Here is a 17,193-nt window from a genome sequence, read left to right on the forward strand (position 1 = left end):
GCTGATGACAGTACTGTCAAAGTTAATAATTCATAATACACTGAATAGTACATAAAAAAGCAAAGAATGAACTTTGCTTTTTTATGTACTATTCTTATAAAAACGTTTGCTACTACTTCAATTGAAGCTCAACGATTGTGTCGACGTCGTTCAGTGCAATTCCCGTCAGATAGATAAAAGTACCTTCAGGCAACTGTTTGAACTTGACCTCGTGTTTGCCGTCAAACAAAATAGCTTTTTGTATTTTCTGCTTCAATTCAGGAATAAAAATGAAATCATTCTGGTCCGGTTTATTGAATATATGCATATAAAGTTTGCTTCCTTTCTGCGTAAATCCTCCCCAATTTTTAGGAGTCGTTACAGCGCCTCTGCTACCATAAATGGTTTCACCATATTTGTTCATCCAGGCTCCCATTTTAGCCAGGGTATCCGTAAATTCTGATTGCACGGATCCGTCAGGCATAGGTCCGATATTCAACAAAAAGTTAGCATTGTAACAAGCGGCCTTTACTAGGTATTGAATCAGGTTTTTACTTGATTTGAAATTCCGGTCGGTAATACTATATCCCCAGCTGTCATTCATTGTTTCGCAGGTTTCAAGCGGTAGTGCTGACACAGATTGACCACCAAAGCCTGTCGTATTATGGCCCGGCAAATCTTTTTCAAATGCCTGGAAATCTTCACCCGGAATAGGTGCCAAATGATGGTTATTACTGATCAGGCATTGTGGTTGCAATTTGTGGATCAGTTCATAAATTTCATTATAATGCCAGTCCACTTTTGATTTTAAAGTTTTGTCCACATCATTTGCCAACTGATCCCAATGACCATCGAACCAGATTCCTGAAATCTCACCGTAATTGGTCAGTAATTCGGTTAACTGTGCTTTCATAAACCGAATGTAACTTTCCCAGTTGCTTTTTTCTGTACGGCCTGTCCCCTTTCCTGTTTTACCGGTTTCATACTGATAGTCGCTCCTGTACCAATCGAGCAATGAATAATAACAATACAACTTGATCCCTTGCTTGTGACATTCATCCGCCAATTGCTTCAATACATCCTTTCCATATTTTGTATTGGTTATTTTCCAATCACTTTGCTTGGTATCCCAGTTGCTAAAGCTATCGTGGTGCCTTGTTATAAACGTGATATACTTCATGCCCGCGGCTTTTGCTGTTGCCACCCATTTAGCAGCATCGAAGTTTTGAGGATTGAAATAGTCGATCAGGTGTTTGTACTCCTGTACCCTGATGTTTCTGTTGTTCATCACCCACTCACCATTGCCTAAGACACTGGAAGCGCCCCAATGTATAAACATGCCGAACTTATCGTCCTGGAAAGAGGACCTTGCCGCAAGATTGGCAGCCGATGGTTGATAGGTTGCTTGTATAGATTGACTGTTTTGCGCCGAAAGAAACAATGAAGTGGATAGCGCAGGTAAAGCAAGCATGCTTTTAAAAAAACGGTTCATAATGACAAATAAAATGCTTATTAAAATGATGAATATAAATGTTATTGATGAAAATGAAGACGACCTTTCCTTTCATTAATCCACAATCACTCTACTTTCTGAATTCTATAAGTTGAAGTTCCTTTTTTCACCGGCTTTTTAGAGTTCAAAGATATGCGTATAATGGTCTGACCTTCCCATGCCTTCCGGATATCTTCATCTTCAGGTTCTTTTAACACTACGGCCTGCTTTTCAATATTCCAGGTTGCTGCATCATACAGCAAGCGGGCTTTGGTTTTGTCTGGCATAGTAAACACGATTATCCCGGGACGGCTGATATCTGCATCGCATACCGTCATCAGGTGCTGGCTCACAGGTGCTGGTGTTTTCAACGCATATGCATCACTTATTTCCACCCATCCTTTCTTATACAGGGCCACTGTACGTTTCCATATTTCTATGCCTGCCTCTGAAGGATAAGCACCAGCGATATCCATAGAAAGTGATGTACGATTGTTATTGGTCACATATTGAACCGCCTTTGCTGCATATTGTTCTCCATCCTTTTGCTGGATTCCGTTGACCTCAGGCAAATTGTGATAGCCAGAAGTATTGAACCAAAGTGTATAACGTTCATCAGAGAAGGTGCGCCCGGAATAGGTTCCCCTGCCTGCATCCAGTAACAGGGGCTTGCCATTGAGGTACACGTTGAAATCGCCCACATCATTGTGGTTATGGCTTTCTGCATTATGGCCACCATGCGATGATACAAAGAATCCATTGTCCGAACGGGAACACATCATTTGAATATCGGCCATCCAGGCGTCTTTCAAGGCAGTATATTTCCGTTCGTATTTTACGCAGGAATCCATTGCTACAAGGTTAAAAAAGCGTCTTGGGAACAAGCGGTCAATTGGCTTGTTGGAGATAGTAGAAACATTTTTTGCTGCCTGGCTTCCGAATGCCATAAGACTGGGATCATTGATGGCCTTGCCAAACCGGTAGAGCGAAACACCGTCTACATCCATTTTTACAGTAGCATCGCCTATGTTCACAAAATATTTATCGGCAATGTGCATCTTGTAGATGTAGGAAACTGTGTTTTTCAAAAATGGTACATCGTAAATACTGATCTTATCTGCTGAAGCATTGTGTAATATGGATAGTGCATCAAAGACGCAACCCACGGATGCAAACCAATAAATGGGGCCTTCGTTGATGGCGCCATCATTGCCCAGCCCATTTAAATATTGGTCAATGGTATTCAGAGCCCGCTTCACAGCAGCAGCCCTTTTTGCTTCGTCCTTTTCCAGGAGCAGGGCTGTAGTAATATAATTTGACATGATCCATGGGGCCCAGTTGTTGAGACGTTTGTTTGGATCGCCGCCGCCCATCCAGAACCAGGAGGCGGTAAGCATGGGATTGAATATCCTACGCGTTACTTCACTAACGATCCTCGGTTTTAGCTGCCTGGAAACCTGGTCCAGATTGTCGCCCAAAAAATAATAGATCCATGCCAACTGCGAGGCCGTTTCTGCAGCAAACAAATCTACATAGGGATGGTCCACATCGGCCAGTCCCTGGATATGAGCAGGTAGCCCCCAAAAGCTTTCTTCACAAATGGCCCAGACTTCATTTGCAATCTTATCGTTGAAGCGGCCTTTACCTTCCATTAACTCAGCCATCATCAGGTTGAATAACTGATACCGCCTGGCCGAATAAATACTTTCGTATTGGGAACGATTCTTATTGCGCGTAAACTGCAGGAAACTTACAGCCGTAAGGTCAGGAAACTCTTCCTGCATTGTTTTTTCACCATTTACAATATACTGCCTGATGACACTGTCGGGCAGGATCTTCTGCCACTCTTTGGCAGTTGTTGGAAATGGATGCCACTTTCCGGGTGTAGGCAGGGACTGCCTGATGTTATCCACAGTAAATGACTGAAACAAATTCCGTTGGGCCAACTGTGCATTTACATGGGTTGAACCGCTCAAAAGCAGGATCAGGATGAACGTTTTTGCAATGGTTTTCATTTATTTGTTATCATTTTTTTTGTAACAAGATGCAAGCCCCACCTCCTGGCGCGAGTTGCACTTCAATAAACTGGCGATTGGTGACTTTTTGTGTTGCCGTAACATAAGTTTCCTTATTGGTCCTAAAATCGGCATCTTTACCATCCTGGATCACCAGCGCTTCGTATTTTCCTTTTTCAAGTATCGAAAGCGGAATGCGGATGGTCCGGGCGTTTTCGTTGGTTGCAGCAGCGATCAGCCAGTTGCCATCTGCCGCCTTGCGGGCCATCACTATATATTCTCCAATTACTCCGCTTAATGTTTTACTCTCCTGCCATGGCATTTTTTGCGCACTGATAAATTGCAGTAGCTGTGGATGTTTATTGTAGTTCTCAGGAATATCGGGTATAATAGTCGCACCGGAAAATGTAATGAGGGTACGCGCCACTTCTGCTGTAATGGTCGATGGCACCGGCATTGGATTGTCTATCCTTCCCTGCTGCAGCATATCCAAGGTACCATTATTCATATCTATGGGGCCTGCCAGCATATTTACAAAAACAGAGGTAACAAAGGTCTTGGGCTGAAATACCCTGCGCGCATCCAATTGTGCATGACAAAATTCACGGGTCACCGCATTGGGCCAGGTACGCATCTGCCCGTAAGGGTGCACAGGGCCGTCATGAAAGTCCACCATCAAGTGGTTTTGTGCACATAGTTCAGTAATGCGCTGTGTACGCCTGTTTTTTTCTTCAAAGCTTCCTTTCATAAAGCCATACTTCACCCCAGCAGCACCCCAGTTTCCATATTGTTGTAAAGTTTCCTCCAAAGGATAAGCATTGCCACCAACATCATTCAGATACAACCAAACACCTACACCTTTTTCCTTTCCATAAGCAATGATCTGATGCACCTGGTCAACTTTACCTCCTTTTACAGGATCGGATTCTTTTTTAAATTCAGGACCATACCAATCAGCATCCAATACCAGGGAATGCATACCATTCGCAGATGCAAAATCAATCATGCGCTTCCAGGATGGCAGAGACATGTCGTATCTAAACCCATTGGCAACAGCTCCATTAATACGCCAATCCCAGACAGCTATGCCCGGTTTTACCCATGAAAAATCTGAACCTGCAGCAGGTTCCGGGTTCAGCAATTCAATTAAATGGGAGTCTACCAGTTCTCCAGGCGTTCTGCCATACATAACCACGCGCCATGCATTTGCATGCCTGGATGGTACACTCATTAAGGTAGTTCCTTTTTGGGGTTGCAAAAGCAAAGGCTCACCGCTTTTCAAATCGGCCTCGTGGACTGCCATATAACTGTTCTCTCCTGCCTTGATGGTCATAACAGGCTTGCGGATGGCGTCTGCTTCCTGCAATTTCTCGGGACCGAGGTTATGGTTTTCACCATTGTAATACCAGGCTGTGTAATTACCTGCAAAGTTGAATTGTGTCAGCTCTTTTTCTGTTGATGTCCCCTCATACCTGAAGGCCATGCCGTTATTGTATACCCTTACATTTAATTTATAGGCAGCAAGGTGGATGATTGCTTCATTGTACACATCAGGTACTTCTTTTCTTTTGCCCCAAACTGGTTTCCATGTTTTTTTAACAGATGCATGAGTGACATTTTTCCAGATCAAATTTCCAATTGTATCCAATCCCAATTTTGATTGGGCAATGAGTAATTGACCATCAGCACGAAATGAATAAACAATGTTGCCTTCATTGTTCTCATCAATCATCACCTCCAACTTTTTATCAGGAGACGACAATTGAATATGGTGCTTCATTGACTGGGCAATGGTAATCATGGGTATTACTCCTAACAATACAATCAATAACTTTAGCTGTAATCGCATATCATTTGTTTATTGGCAGTTTCTTATTTCAACATCTTTCTTTCTATCTAACGGATAAATATCCCATTGAGTTAATTTTTGATCCTGGACAAAACCACTGATCACTGTTCCAGATGGTGCATTCAATTTAAAATGTACATTCCAATCAGCCGGCCATGCAGGCATCAGAACGATCTTATTATTTTCACATTGCATGATCATCCTCTGTAATGCAATCATAAGGCTTGTAGGATGATCCTGGTCTGGTGTCCAATCATAATTAGGACCAAAGAAACCAGGGAAACGATAACCGGCAGCTTGCCTGTTTGCTCTGCCGATAATCATTTTTTTTGATTCACCGGCTAACCCCAATAAAGCAGCCTGGAAACAGTTTTGCTGCCAGCCATAATCTTCTTTATGATTCCGCCTTTTCCAAGTAGCCAAACCTGTCTGCCAATCCTTATCTTTTGATAAAGCTGTAAACAACCTGTAAGGAAAAACTGCATAGAGTTCGCAGTTCTCAATATTGCTCTTTTTGCTGTATACCTGTGCCGGCAGTAAATAGGTTTCATTATTTTGCTGAGCGACCGGTATGTGAGGCAAGCTATTAAATAAATGTTGCCAGTCTTTTTGATCAACAGGCGATAGATTTAATTGCATTAAACGTGTAAGAAGGTAGTTAAGCCCGGCAATTTCCGGGATAGGATTGACAGCACTATGCCAGGTCTCTAGAGATTGAGCTGGTGAAAAAACAATGACACCGGAATCATTGCGCTGCCAGTGCTGATTATAAAATGCAATTATTTTCCTTGCAAAAGGAAGGAGGGTGTCTTTAGCAAATTTTTTGCTTTGCGTAGCTTCATAATAGTCGAGCATCATAGTGGTTAATTCAATGCCACTTTGCCAATATCGCCTTATATAAGTATTCTCAGTCATGCCGTCTTCCAGGCTGTCCCGGTTCAGGCCATAATTGACATCGTTATAATTACCCCAGAAGTTCATTGTTTCCGGAAAGAATGCTCCTGTATGACCATAATATTTTTGTGTTGCAGCAGTGCGTAAAGGCAATGCCTTCATATACATCTGAAACAAAGGTTTCATTAAATCATAATCGCCACTGTATAACATACTCCAATATGGCAGCCTGGTATTTTGCCACCAATAACATCCTCCCCACATTCTGAAGTCCGCATCATAACCCTCATTTACAGTGAAGATCGACCCATTAAATTTAATTGGCAACGCACCCCGGCCGGCACAAGCATTCACGTAACGTTGCAAGGCATATACTTGTGAAACTTTCCATGCAGCAGTATCAAACTGATCCCTACCTGTCACTTCAATCCAGCTCCTGTTCCAAAATTGCTGCCACCATTTTTTATGTGCAGCGAAACGTTGGGCATCATTGTATACGGTCAGTTGATCCTTTGTCTTAGTTATTTTATTCAGCCAATCAGAACAAGATGGTGCCAATTGCGTCAGTGCAAAAACTTTTAATGAGGTTTTTCTTAAGGATACACCGGAAATTAATGTAGTATCATTTACAGCTTGCCAACCCGGTGCTGTAACCATTACACCAAAGCTTCGGTTTAATAGAGGATCGGACGATTTTTGAATCTCGGGCTGCAAACCGGTAAGCTTTAAATTCTCCTGCCAAACAGAAGATATATTTCTATGACAAGAGGCAATATAATCTACGCCATGTCTTACTATAGAATCTGCATTCACCCGTTTGTCTGCATCCCGGTTACCATATGCAGCATTGCCTTCCTTTACCCCAAGCATCCGGCTTTCCTTTCGCCAATTCTCCATCCAAGCTTCTACCTGCACAGGCTTTTCAGATTGTATATCTACTTGCAAAACAGGATGATGTGCATCCACCCAAATTTTCAGTTCCGCTAAGCTTGTTTTAATATGAATACAGCCATTTTGTAATTGAAGCAGTTGAACAAAACTGTTGTCATTTGGTATTAAAGCAGGTTTTGTTCGGATATGGAGGACACCTAATTTCAACAACCGGTTAAACTCATCAAATGCGTCCGTTTTACTGATCAATACATTCAGATCTCCACCAGGTTCTACCCACACATTGGCGCCTATATCACCATTGCCAACAGGCATTGAACCTTTTGCATGATTGCTTGGTGTTTGCCATGAAACATTATAAACAGCAGGGTTAAAAGTATCATTAGTATTTAATCGATGAGCTAATTCCTGGCCAAAACCTAATACTGATATGAATAGGTATATTAAAGAGAGCAAAAGTTTTGGCCTCATGAATTGTTAGCTTTTTATTAATAAAATATTAAAAGTAAAATTCACCAAATAGCAATTCCTGAAAAATGGAGCAACCGCCTATTTTAATGGATTAAACTATGATTATCCTATATCAACTGGTGTAGCGTGATTTATATTAAGGAGCTATTTGTCCGAAATCATTTTACCTATTCACCTCTAATGACTCAAATCAATATCCGCAGCATTCTGTTATTCTACCTTTATATCATGCTAATATCTAAAGGAAAAATACTACTCAAGGTGCATAATGCAGGTCCCAAAGTGAGCATTGCTCCCGTATTTGGCGAGTTTGACAACAGAGAACTGCTGTCTGTTTTCGCGCGCAGTGAAGAGGTATTAACCCAACTGTATTATCTAGCCAATCAGATCAGTGAATCACATATACAACTGGCTGATTACTTCAAACAAAGAGGGTGGCATGTAGAGCATTGATATAAAAAGAAATACCGGACAATACTATGATTGCCGGTATTTTTTGTTTGGTTGCTTGCTTTCCTGCTTATTTAAAACCGCCACCTTACAAAAGCTTCCATAGCCTCATACTCTGCCAATCCTAATTTATTGTACATTTCGGCTGTTGCCCTGTTCCTGTCTTCTGCCCTCTGCCAGAATTCACGGTTATCGCTGCCCTGGAAGACCACGCCATCTTTTTGAGACTGGTGTTTGAAGATGCCATATCGTTTTTGTAACACTTGGTCAGGACTCATCGGCACTGCCATTTCAATCAGGTCGATATCCCACTCTGCCCATGCACCTTTATACAGCCATAGCCAGCAATCAGCCATATATTCTCTTTCCTTTAACTGTTTTACGGCTTCAAATATGCCATCCAAACACACCCGGTGGGTACCATGAGGATCGGCCAAATCACCAGCAGCATAGATCTGATGGGGCTGAATGGTATCTATCAGATCAGCTATAATGGCTATGTCTTCGCTTCCTATAGGTTTTTTATCAATAGTCCCGGTTTCATAGAAAGGCAGGTTGAGGAAATGAACTCTTTCCATAGGAACACCTACAAAACGGCAGGTGTTCTTTGCCTCACCTCTCCTGATCAACCCTTTTACATAACGAAGTGCCATCGTATCTGATTCCCCATCTTTTTTCACCTTTAAAAAAGTCTGGGCCAAATCATAAATAGCATCTGCTTTGGGGCTGTCAATACCGAACTGTCCGTTAAAATCTTTTATAAACTCAATAAAACGGAAAGCCTCATCATCAGCTACAGCTATATTGCCAGAAGTCTGGTAAGCAATATGCACTTCATGTCCCTGGTCCACCAACCGTTGAAAAGTACCTCCCATTGAAATAATATCATCGTCAGGATGGGGAGAAAAGATCAATACCCTTTTCTTTGCAGGTTCTGCTCTTTCCGGGCGGTTGCTGTCATCTGCATTAGGTTTGCCGCCGGGCCAACCAGTAATGGTGTGCTGCAACCAGTTAAACACTTCGATGTTAATGTCATAGGCCTTTCCATATAAAGCTAACAGATTACTTAGACCATTTTCATTGTAGTCATTGTTGGTCAGCTTTAATATAGGTTTACCCAATGAAAGGGCAAGATAGGTCACTGCTTTTTTGATCATGCTGTTGTTCCATACAACTTCATCTGTCAGCCATGGAGCTTTCCTGCGGGTGAGTTCTGCTGCAGCAGCTTCATCCAAAACGATCACCGCATTTTGATGCCCCTGCAGGTAAGAAGCAGGCACAAACTCTGTTACCGGTCCTTCTACAGCTTGTTTAATGATACCAGCTTTTCTCTCTCCCCATGCCAGCAATACTATGCGTCTTGCTTTCATGATCGTGCCAACACCCATAGTGATCGCCTTGCGAGGCACCTGTGCTATGCCTGAAAAATCATTAACTGCATCCAGTCTTGTGGTTTGGTCCAACGTAATCAGGCGCGTGGCAGAACTGATGTGTGAGCCTGGCTCATTGAATCCTATGTGGCCATTACGGCCAATACCCAACAACTGGATATCAATACCGCCAAATGCTTCTATCTTTTTTTCATATTCTTCACAGTACATTTTCAGTAGCTCCTGTGGCGTATCACCCTGGGGGATAAAACAGTTCTTTTTATCAATATCAATATGATCGAACAGGTTTTCATCCATGAAACGTTTGTAACTCTGGAGCGCATCGGGCTGCAATGGATAATATTCATCCAAATTGAAGGCCACTACATTGTTGAAACTAAGCCCTTCATTGCGATGCAAACGAATCAATTCCTGATAAACTTTTTTTGGCGTTGATCCGGTCGCCAACCCCAAAACAGCATATTCTCCTTTGTTTTGCTTTAACCTGATCACATCAGCGATCTCTTTGGAAACAGCTGTACATGCATCTGCCGCAGACTCATAAATTGTAGCAGGAATTTTTTCATAAGATACCAATCTATGAGGCACTAAAACTTCAGTAAGCATAACTTCTATTTAAATATTTATAAGTTTTACCTGATAAAATATTGACAGATTTATTGAATGACAATTTCATCAGCAAACAACCAGGCTGGTTTTCCGTCCCCGCTATGGCCCTTTGGACATGCATCCAGGATCTTCGCGGTTACACGGATGAACTTCGCTTTTTGCTCAGGAAATACAGCTACAAAATCTTTGATCGTTGCCGCCTGCTCATTCACAGGAATGGTATTGTTGACAGTAGCCACCTCTGTATAAGATTTGCCATCTGATGAGACCTCAAACTTTACATACTGTGGCATGAATATCCAGTCACGGTAATTCTGCAAACAGCCCAGGGAAATACGATAGATTGATTGTTCACTGCCCAGATCGATGTTCGCCAACAGATCAGTGCCATTAAAGCCATGCCAGTACTTGCCGACAGCCAGGGTGCCCCTGATGCCATCGGTTAACGAGTTAGGACCATCTGCCATGTAATACCTGCTCATCTTACTGGCATAGGTTACATCCCTGCCATTTGCCTTATGCACCACAAAAGACTGCTGTGAGGGCTTTACTCCCATTACTTTTCCATCTTTTACGGTTACAGCTTTCAAAATCATGGAAGCATTGATCTGTACAGGTCCTTCATACTTAGTGCTTTGCTTTGTAGGTTCGCTGCCATTGGTAGTGTAATAGATATCGCTGTTCAAAGCTTCCGTGGACATTGTAGCCATCAGTTTGCCATTTTGGGAAAAAGGCTTAATGGTTACTTTATAATCACCTTTGCTGTAATGCAATCCCTTTTGATCAAAGGCCCTGAAGTGAGATTGAAGGCGTTCATTAAAGCCCATCCAATCTTTAGCGCTTTTGGGACTCCATACCACCTCTGCCAGTGCCAGCATGCGCGGCAGTATCATGTATTCTACATGCTCGGCTGTTGTTACATATTCTGTCCATAAATTAGCCTGTGCGCCCAGCACATAACGAGCTTGTTGCTCATTCAATTCTGCAGGTATGGGCTCATAATCATACACTCTTTTTAATGTATTCATGCCACCAATAGCCATGGGCTCCCCTTCCGGGCCAGCTTGGTAGTGATCAAAATAACAGGGAGAACCTGGTGTCATCACCACATCATGATCCATCTTTGCAGCTTGAATGCCACCGGCTTCGCCACGCCAACTCATGACTGTTGCTTCCGGTGCCAAACCTCCTTCCAGTATTTCATCCCAACCGATCATCTTCCTGTTTTTGCTGATCAGGAATTTCTCCATGCGCTTGATGAAATAGCTTTGCAACTCTTCTTCATTTTTCAATCCTTCAGCCTTTATTCTTGCCTGGCAACGATCGCATTTCTTCCATGGGGTTTTGTCCACTTCATCGCCACCAATGTGAATGTATTTAGAAGGAAACAGGTTGATCACCTCTGTAAGTACGTCCTGAAGAAAAGTAAACACCTGGTCATTCCCTGCACAGTAATTGGATGACATGTTGGTATAGTTGCCACCTGTTAACGGCAGTTGCGACTGTTGTGTACAGCATAATTCAGGATAAGAAGCTATGGCAGAAGCCACGTGTCCCGGCATTTCGATCTCCGGTACAATGGTGATATTCCTCTGTGCAGCATATGCTATAATATCCCTGATTTGGTCCTGCGTATAGAAGCCACCGTAGGTGGCAGTTTCGCCAGCTTTGGCCTGTGGTCTATCTCCCCATACCTTGTCCAGTTTATCTACACGCCAGGCGCCTACCTCCGTCAGTTTAGGATACTTCTTGATTTCGATGCGCCAGCCCTGGTCATCCACCAGGTGCCAGTGAAAAGTGTTCATCTTATAGGATGACATCAAATCAATATATTCCTTGATCAATTCAGGAGCAAAGAAGTGACGGCTTACATCCAGGTGCATGCCCCTCCACTTGAAACGAGGATAGTCCTCTATATTCATACAAGGCACCTGCAATTCAAAGTTCGTGCGGACTGCTGGCAGTGTCTGAAAAAGGGATTGCATCCCATAAACAATACCAGCTTTAGAATTCGCTGTGATCACAATAGAAGCAGGCGTTACCTGCAGCAGGTATCCTTCCTGCCCTATGCCATCAGTCTTTGCAATCTTTAATTCAATCGCTTTACTCTTAGCTCCGTTAACCGGTAAGATTTTTCCTGAAATATTTTTGATATAGGAAGTAAAAAAAACTGCAGCTGCCTGCAGTTCTTTATTACCGGTTTTTACTTTGAGTGTAGTGTTGTTATCAATAACAAAACTGCCTGTTGCCATTTTGATGCTTACAGGTTGCGGTATAATGTTCGCCTGTTGTGCCCTTGAAATAAAAGGGAGCATGATCGCAATCAGCAGTATCAGTTTATTAACCATGAAGCTTTTTTATATCTTTTGAATGCTTTTATATCCATTAAATTTTTCTCACGCCGGTATTGCCACCGCCTTCCAATGTCAGGTTTACAGGCTTGTTGCTCTTCCATGCTCCCCTGGTAAAATCAGGCACATCAACAGTACGTGACCGTTTAGCAACGGATCTTTCACTTAAAGGCGCGATCGAGCTCCAAAGTGCGCCATCATATACATCCTGGTCTAAAGGCAAACCATTGCGTAAACAATCAATCAACCGCCAGTCCATGATAAAGTCCATTCCACCATGACCTCCTACCTTTTTAGCGATCTCTCCTACATGCTTCACAATGGGAGGAGTATACTGATCGTATAATGCCTTCATTTCCTCTTCTTTCAGCCACTCATGTCCAAAAGCGATGCGTTCAGGTGTTGGATATTTACTGGCCACACCTTTGGTACCGCTGATCAGATGGATCCGCGAGTACGGACGTGGAGTGGTCACATCATGTTGCACCATAATGGTTTTTCCTTTTTCGGTATGGATCAGCGTAGTGTTCATATCGCCGCGGAACTGCTTACCAGCAAACTCATTATAGAAAGGATCGGTTGCAGCTTTTTCATTTGCAATCTGTCCCATCATGAAATCATTTGTAGACATCGAAACCAGGTGCTCCATTTTATCGCCCCTGTTGATGTTGAGGCACTGAGCTATAGGGCCAAGACCATGAGTAGGATACAGGTTGCCATTACGGTAGTTCTCTTTCAGCCGCCACATGTCTGCATAGCCATCCTTGCTGAAGTTCAGACTGCGCAGGTCATGGATGTATGCCCCTTCAGCATGCACCAGTTCTCCAAACAGGCCATTGCGGGCCATGTTGAGGGTCAGCAGTTCAAAAAAATCGTAGCAGCAGTTTTCCAGCATCATACAATGTTTGCGGGTCTTCTCTGAAGTTTCCACCAGTTCCCAGCATTCATCAAGTGTTTTGGCAATGGGCACTTCGCAGGCTGCGTGCTTGCCATGATTCATGGCATAAACCGCCATGGGCGTATGCAGGCTCCAGGGCGTACAGATGTAAACAAGATCCAGGTCTTCATTTTCGATCATGGCTTTCCAACCATCATTACCAGAATACTCCTTTGGCTTTTGAAAACCTCTTTTCTCCAGTCCAGCCTGTGCTTTGGTCACCCGGTCGGGGTATTTGTCGCAGAGCGCTTTAATCTCCAGGCCATCGATATAGGCAAGTCGTTGTACCGCATCTCCTCCGCGCTGGCCCAGGCCAATGATACCCACTCGAACTTTATCAATTTTAGGAGCAGCGTAGCCGCTCATATTGAAGCGTTGATTTGCAGAGGCCTTTTCATAAGCCCTTTGAAGAGCTCCATCTTCCTTATTTTCAGCAGCAATTGAAGGCAAACCAACTGCCAATGCTCCTGTTCCAAGTGTCAGGTTTCTGAGGAAATTTCTACGGTTCGAACTCATTATAATTAGTATTTAGAAGTCAATCGTGTTTGTTGTGTGCGGTAATAGTAAAGCCAAGGCATTCAGGCCAGCTTATATAAGCGCCCTTAAAATTAGAGAACACAGCCCGTTTACCACTGCACAATCGTATGCGCAAAATTTAATTCATTGTCCTATTTGTAACAGCACTATTTAGCTACGGCAGTTTTTCAAAAGTAATAACCGGTTGCTTTCCGGAATGAGGTCGCTCAAACCGGGTATCCAAAGGTGTATTCGTATTGAAAAAACCGCAATTACGGAGGTAAAAAGTATCTCCTTCCAATCCTCCTGCATAATCTTTCCGGTAACCAATGCGGGCAGTGTTATCACCAGTAAAGCGGGCTTTCGTTAATTCAAACCAATTTCCTTTTGCATCTCTTACCCATTGATTAGCAAATAATACTTTTCTGTTTATATTTCCCTGTTCAGGGATAAAGTTTTCCAAAAATGAATGCAAACGTTTTAAGTAAGTTGCGGCCTTAGGTCGACGGAAACTGGCAATTAGCATCCAACCTGCTTTTTCAGGATCAAAGAAGTAAGCCGTATAAATAGTATGGTCACTTCCATCAGGAACACCATGTAACAGAAAGCCATATGTAACACCTGCCTTCCAGTTAAAACGGAGATAACTTTGCCCACCTGATCCTTCATTACCAAATTCACCTGCATGTACTCCTTCCCCCTTTTTCAAGAGTTGTATTCTCTGATCCTCAGGAATTTGTTTCGGGTCGTTGGTACTATAAGGACTCCAAACAGAAAACAGAATTCTGCGTTCTGAGAGAGAATTCACCTGTATGCCAAAATATCCTTCCCCAAAGCCATTGGCCATATAATAAGATCCTATAACATCATTGTCTTTAGGAACGGTAACCTCATTATAAAACCACTCCACATCTGCATTTTCCGGAACAGTATAACTTAGGTGAACCGAAGGCCCCCTTCTTCCCCAATAATAAAAGTTTCCTTCATTATTCTTAACAAAACCCGTTTGCTCATTAATGGATGTACCGGAAAGTTTCAAGCTGAAAAGATCAGCAAAACGATCTCCTGTCCTGGTATTTCCCTTTAACGTAAACACAACATAACCTGTATCATTTATTGTCCATTCTCCTACATAAAAATCCTTTGGCTCTGAGCCTTGCAATTGAACATTTTTTGTTTGTCCCAAAGCCATGACAGAGATCTCACTTTTACCATCCGGCACGTTTCCGTTCAGCCAAAGCTTTACTTTACCTCGTTGGGTCACGCGCACATACGTGTTGAATTCCACCGCAGCATTTGTCCAATTGATAATACCATCGTTGCTAATGCTTCCACCCGCTTTTCCTGAAGATGAACACCATGTATTCCCTCCAAATGGTACAATAATTGAATTTTCTACTGGAATGCATCCAATACTTTGCTCCTTTATCAAGGAGCTATTTTGAGCACCAATAGTATGCAGCCAAAAGAAAAACAAAAGAGACAGCAAACTTTTTACTATCATTTGGCGGGCATCATTTTTCAATTTCATTTGACAGGTATTATCCAATAACTATATTGATGATTTTTAAATGGAATCCTGTATTCTTTCAATGGCCAGGCACCCCAACTATCCATACCCTGTAAACCAAGTTGCTGCAGATCCACATGCATATATATTGCATCCCTTTTAACCAATTCACCAGAATGGTACTGCTTTTTGTCGGCCTCAGGATCCAAATCATCCAAACTATAGGGCAAAGCAGAAAAGTTCAACAGGCTATCTGCATAAACGATCTTGATGCCCTTCCCTTTTTTGTTAGTAAGGCTCACCCAGCGCACATCACTTTTGTTACCACTTTCCTGTGGCCTTGCATAAGGAAAATACTGCTCATCCAGTTGTTGCTTGTAAACGCCTACCATTGATGCAGACTTGCGGTCCCAGTAGTTTTCCCAGGGACCTCGTCCATACCATTGTATCTGGTCCAATTGCTTATTCAATTGTAAATCATTCCCTATACGCATCAACAAAGGATACTTGCCATTTAAAACACTGAAATCGCAAGAGACTTTGATAGATCCGTCGCCACATACAGTATATTTCTGCTCCACTATAGCATCTCCATCCACTAAACTTTTTTTGAAAACAACATCATAGGAGCCATCGTCGTTTTGAACCGCTTTAGCATCCAGGATCTTACCTTGTTCATATGCATTGCGCCACATGCGGAGTGATTTGTTAAATCTCGCGCCAATATCGTTATCTGTAGGAGCTCTCCAAAAAGATGGCTGAGGTCCCTGCTCGATCAACTGCTGCCCGTTTATTGTATAAGCAGTCATTATTCCCTTTATGGTGTCGAAGGAGATGGCAAAATTTTGCCCCTGCAATTTGTATTGATTAGCTGCTTGTGTCAATTGCAGCTTTCCTTTTCCTACTGTCCTTTGATTTTGCAACGGCTTTGCTGTAATCGAGAATTGATCATATGCGATTTCATATCCTTTTTCTAAAAAAGGTTCAGCTTCTTTCAATTGATAACGAATAGTAACGAAATACTCCTTGCCTTCTTTTTGTCTTGTCTTTATTGGTAAATTGAGCGAAACACTCTGGCCAGGAGCAACATTGATGTTTTGTACAACACCCCTCTCTACTATTTTTCCATCTTCCAGCAGTTCCCAATTCAGCTGAATATTATCAAGGCTTCTAAAGAAATAACCGTTGGTAACAGTCAGTTGGTTTTCACCAATCAGATGCGATTTTATATGTTGATATACTTTTTTGATTTCAATAGCCATTGGCGTTAGCTCACGATGAGCTGTCACAACGCCTTTCACGCAAAAGTTGTTGTCACTGAAGTTATTGGGCACAGGACCTTCTAATGGGAAATCACCGCCATAAGCCAGGATACGCTTCCCATTTTTTACTGTATCAATTGCCTGGTCAATCCACTCCCATATAAAGCCGCCCTGAAGGTTTGGATGGTTTTCAATAGCATCCCAGTATTCTTTGAAATTACCAAGGCTATTACCCATTATATGAGCATACTCACTCATGATTAACAACCGGTTAGGCTTGCCGGCAGCATACTGCACCAATCCATCAGGGCTGGGATATTGCGGTACAATCATATCGGTGTTGTAATCACTTTCAGCTCTTTCATATTGAACAGGACGACTGTCGGCCTTCTTTAAACATTCATAGGCTTCATAAAAGTTCACACCATTACCAGCCTCATTGCCCAATGACCAGGTGACTACAGCGGGGTGATTCTTGTCCCGTTCGTACATGCGGGTGATCCTTTCCAGGTGCGCATTACGCCATTGCTTATCATTACCCAGTGTATAATTCAGATCATAATAGCGACCATGCGA

At 42.7% G+C, this 17,193-nt stretch carries 10 protein-coding genes; 1 reads left to right on the top strand and 9 read right to left on the bottom strand.

The annotated features are described in order from the left end of the window. Positions 1-112 precede the first annotated feature (112 nt). From OCK74_RS25830 to OCK74_RS25845, 4 genes are all read right to left on the bottom strand, one after another. On the bottom strand, positions 113-1,471 hold the full coding sequence (locus tag OCK74_RS25830) for an alpha-L-fucosidase (protein ID WP_279300007.1): 1,359 nt from the start codon (positions 1,469-1,471) through the stop codon (positions 113-115). A gap of 86 nt (positions 1,472-1,557) precedes the next feature. Beyond that, a complete protein-coding gene (locus OCK74_RS25835) occupies positions 1,558-3,486 on the bottom strand; it encodes a heparinase II/III domain-containing protein (RefSeq protein WP_279300008.1) in 1,929 nt (642 codons plus the stop codon). Positions 3,487-3,496: 10 nt separating this feature from the next. Beyond that, positions 3,497-5,335, bottom strand: coding sequence for a glycoside hydrolase family 97 protein (locus OCK74_RS25840; RefSeq protein WP_279300009.1), 1,839 nt, complete (start codon positions 5,333-5,335; stop codon positions 3,497-3,499). Between the two features lie 9 nt (positions 5,336-5,344). Next, entirely contained in the window at positions 5,345-7,591 is a 2,247-nt protein-coding gene (locus OCK74_RS25845; RefSeq protein WP_279300010.1) for a DUF5703 domain-containing protein, read from the bottom strand. 228 nt (positions 7,592-7,819) lie between these two features. Between OCK74_RS25845 and OCK74_RS25850 the strand changes: the two genes are divergently transcribed. Continuing rightward, a complete protein-coding gene (locus OCK74_RS25850) occupies positions 7,820-8,044 on the top strand; it encodes a hypothetical protein (RefSeq protein ID WP_279300011.1) in 225 nt (74 codons plus the stop codon). A gap of 71 nt (positions 8,045-8,115) precedes the next feature. Here the strand turns inward: OCK74_RS25850 and nagB are convergent, their stop codons facing one another. The 5 genes from nagB to OCK74_RS25875 all read right to left on the bottom strand — a co-directional run. After that, complete coding sequence (gene nagB / locus OCK74_RS25855) at positions 8,116-10,038, bottom strand: glucosamine-6-phosphate deaminase (RefSeq protein WP_279300012.1); 1,923 nt, start codon at positions 10,036-10,038, stop codon at positions 8,116-8,118. 50 nt (positions 10,039-10,088) lie between these two features. Then, complete coding sequence (locus OCK74_RS25860; RefSeq protein WP_279300013.1) at positions 10,089-12,389, bottom strand: glycoside hydrolase family 20 protein; 2,301 nt, start codon at positions 12,387-12,389, stop codon at positions 10,089-10,091. A gap of 37 nt (positions 12,390-12,426) precedes the next feature. After that, complete coding sequence (locus tag OCK74_RS25865; RefSeq protein ID WP_279300014.1) at positions 12,427-13,845, bottom strand: Gfo/Idh/MocA family protein; 1,419 nt, start codon at positions 13,843-13,845, stop codon at positions 12,427-12,429. A gap of 175 nt (positions 13,846-14,020) precedes the next feature. Next, complete coding sequence (locus tag OCK74_RS25870; protein ID WP_279300015.1) at positions 14,021-15,376, bottom strand: DUF3472 domain-containing protein; 1,356 nt, start codon at positions 15,374-15,376, stop codon at positions 14,021-14,023. Then, on the bottom strand, positions 15,373-17,193 hold a 1,821-nt coding region (locus OCK74_RS25875; protein WP_279300016.1), incomplete at its 5' end, for a beta-galactosidase small subunit-related protein. The genes OCK74_RS25875 and OCK74_RS25870, both read right to left, overlap by 4 nt.

Source organism: Paraflavisolibacter caeni, from assembly GCF_025628885.1.
GTDB lineage: Bacteria > Bacteroidota > Bacteroidia > Chitinophagales > Chitinophagaceae > Flavisolibacter > Flavisolibacter caeni.

Bases quoted from the DNA above. Each gene is read 5' to 3' on its own strand.
- OCK74_RS25830 (WP_279300007.1), bottom strand. From the start codon at position 1,471: ATGAACCGTTTTTTTAAAAGCATGCTTGCTTTACCTGCGCTATCCACT.
- OCK74_RS25835 (WP_279300008.1), bottom strand. From the start codon at position 3,486: ATGAAAACCATTGCAAAAACGTTCATCCTGATCCTGCTTTTGAGCGGT.
- OCK74_RS25840 (WP_279300009.1), bottom strand. From the start codon at position 5,335: ATGCGATTACAGCTAAAGTTATTGATTGTATTGTTAGGAGTAATACCC.
- OCK74_RS25845 (WP_279300010.1), bottom strand. From the start codon at position 7,591: ATGAGGCCAAAACTTTTGCTCTCTTTAATATACCTATTCATATCAGTA.
- OCK74_RS25850 (WP_279300011.1), top strand. From the start codon at position 7,820: ATGCTAATATCTAAAGGAAAAATACTACTCAAGGTGCATAATGCAGGT.
- nagB (WP_279300012.1), bottom strand. From the start codon at position 10,038: ATGCTTACTGAAGTTTTAGTGCCTCATAGATTGGTATCTTATGAAAAA.
- OCK74_RS25860 (WP_279300013.1), bottom strand. From the start codon at position 12,389: ATGGTTAATAAACTGATACTGCTGATTGCGATCATGCTCCCTTTTATT.
- OCK74_RS25865 (WP_279300014.1), bottom strand. From the start codon at position 13,845: ATGAGTTCGAACCGTAGAAATTTCCTCAGAAACCTGACACTTGGAACA.
- OCK74_RS25870 (WP_279300015.1), bottom strand. From the start codon at position 15,376: ATGAAATTGAAAAATGATGCCCGCCAAATGATAGTAAAAAGTTTGCTG.